Source organism: Acinetobacter sp. 161(2023) (genome assembly GCF_037027805.1).
Taxonomy (GTDB): Bacteria; Pseudomonadota; Gammaproteobacteria; order Pseudomonadales; family Moraxellaceae; genus Acinetobacter.
Map to the genome: position 1 here is coordinate 1 of NZ_JAZEYD010000048.1, position 1,137 is coordinate 1,137.

A 1,137-nucleotide genomic window follows, 5' to 3' on the forward strand; every position below is an offset into this window, starting at 1 on the left:
TTATGCAGTTACTTTCGCAACAACACCAGCACCTACAGTACGACCACCTTCACGGATCGCAAAACGTAGACCTGGGTCCATTGCGATTGGGTGGATTAATTCTACTGACATTTCAACGTTGTCGCCTGGCATAACCATTTCAACGCCGTCTTGTAATTGGATTGCGCCAGTTACGTCAGTTGTACGGAAGTAGAACTGTGGACGGTAGCCGTTAAGGAATGGAGTATGACGACCACCTTCTTCTTTAGAAAGTACGTATACTTCTGCATCGAATTTAGTGTGTGGCTTGATTGTACCTGGTTTAGCAAGTACTTGACCACGTTGTACGTCTTCACGCTTAGTACCACGAAGAAGAACACCACAGTTCTCGCCCGCACGACCTTCGTCAAGAAGTTTACGGAACATTTCAACGCCAGTAACTGTAGTTGTTTGAGTATCACGGATACCAACGATTTCAACTGATTCGCCTACTTTCACGATACCAGCTTCTACACGACCAGTTACTACTGTACCACGACCAGAGATAGAGAATACGTCTTCGATTGGCATTAAGAATGCTTTATCGATAGCACGTTCTGGTTCTGGAATGTAAGAATCAAGCGCTTCAACAAGAGCAAGAACTGAAGACTCACCATATTGACCAGCATCGCCTTCCAACGCTTTAAGCGCAGAACCACGGATAACTGGAGTGTCATCACCTGGGAAGTCATAAGTAGAAAGAAGTTCACGAACTTCCATTTCTACTAATTCAAGTAATTCTTCATCATCAACAAGGTCACACTTGTTCAAGAATACGATGATGTAAGGTACACCAACCTGACGAGAAAGAAGGATGTGTTCACGAGTTTGTGGCATTGGACCATCAGTCGCAGCACATACAAGGATCGCGCCGTCCATCTGAGCAGCACCAGTAATCATGTTTTTAACATAATCGGCGTGGCCCGGGCAGTCTACGTGAGCGTAGTGACGGATTGGAGAATCGTATTCTACGTGTGAAGTATTAATTGTAATACCACGTGCTTTTTCTTCAGGTGCTGAGTCGATTTGTGAGTAATCTTTCGCTTCACCGCCGTAAGTTTTTGCACAAATAGTTGCAATCGCAGCAGTTAAAGTTGTTTTACCATGGTCAACGTGACC

At 44.8% G+C, this 1,137-nt stretch carries 1 protein-coding gene; it reads right to left on the reverse strand.

Annotated features, from left to right (window positions below; all coding sequences use genetic code 11):
* Nucleotides 1–1,137 (reverse strand): elongation factor Tu (gene tuf, locus WA249_RS18880; RefSeq protein WP_336170938.1); only part of this gene is annotated, 1,137 nt, incomplete at its 5' end.